Annotated in this window: 1 protein-coding gene; it reads right to left on the reverse strand. The window is 44.2% G+C overall.

The window, feature by feature from the left end:
- A partial coding sequence (locus KDD36_15260) for a type I site-specific deoxyribonuclease (GenBank protein MCB0398007.1) occupies nt 1–550 on the reverse strand: 550 nt, incomplete at both ends.

The raw sequence follows: 550 nt of genomic DNA on the forward strand, positions 1-550 counted from the left end.
TAATTCAAAATATCGAACCGGCAAAGGAATTTGAGCAGGTGTTTCTTTCCCCTTTGGATTCAGTTTGAAATATTCAAAATTATTCCAGCAATCCATGATGAGGAACATATCCTTTTCCGGACACCAGGGTTTTATCTTTTGTGGCTCTAGTAATCGGGTGCCTCTACCAATCATCTGCCAGAACTTGGTGTAGGAGTACACCGGCTTGACGAAAACGAGATTGACTAATTCCCGAACATCAATACCGGTGTCAAGCATATCCACACTGATGCCAACCCGAGGCAGGTTTTTGTTAGTAAACTGATCGAGTAATCCGCCTTTTCCGTACACTCTTGGGTCATCGGAAGTCATCACTTTGGCTAATTCTCCGCTATACTCCGGATACAAAGCGTCGAATATTTTTTCTACGCGGCGGGCGTGTGAAATAGTCATGCAGAAGAAAATCGTTTTGCCCGGAAGAACCCCGTTGGGGTCTTTGATGCACTCTTCCATGAACTCCTTGACGATGGCAGCATTTGTGCCGTTATTGATGACCGATTTTTCTAAATCA

The sequence above is a fragment of the Flavobacteriales bacterium genome (assembly GCA_020435415.1).
Classification (GTDB): domain Bacteria; phylum Bacteroidota; class Bacteroidia; order JACJYZ01; family JACJYZ01; genus JACJYZ01.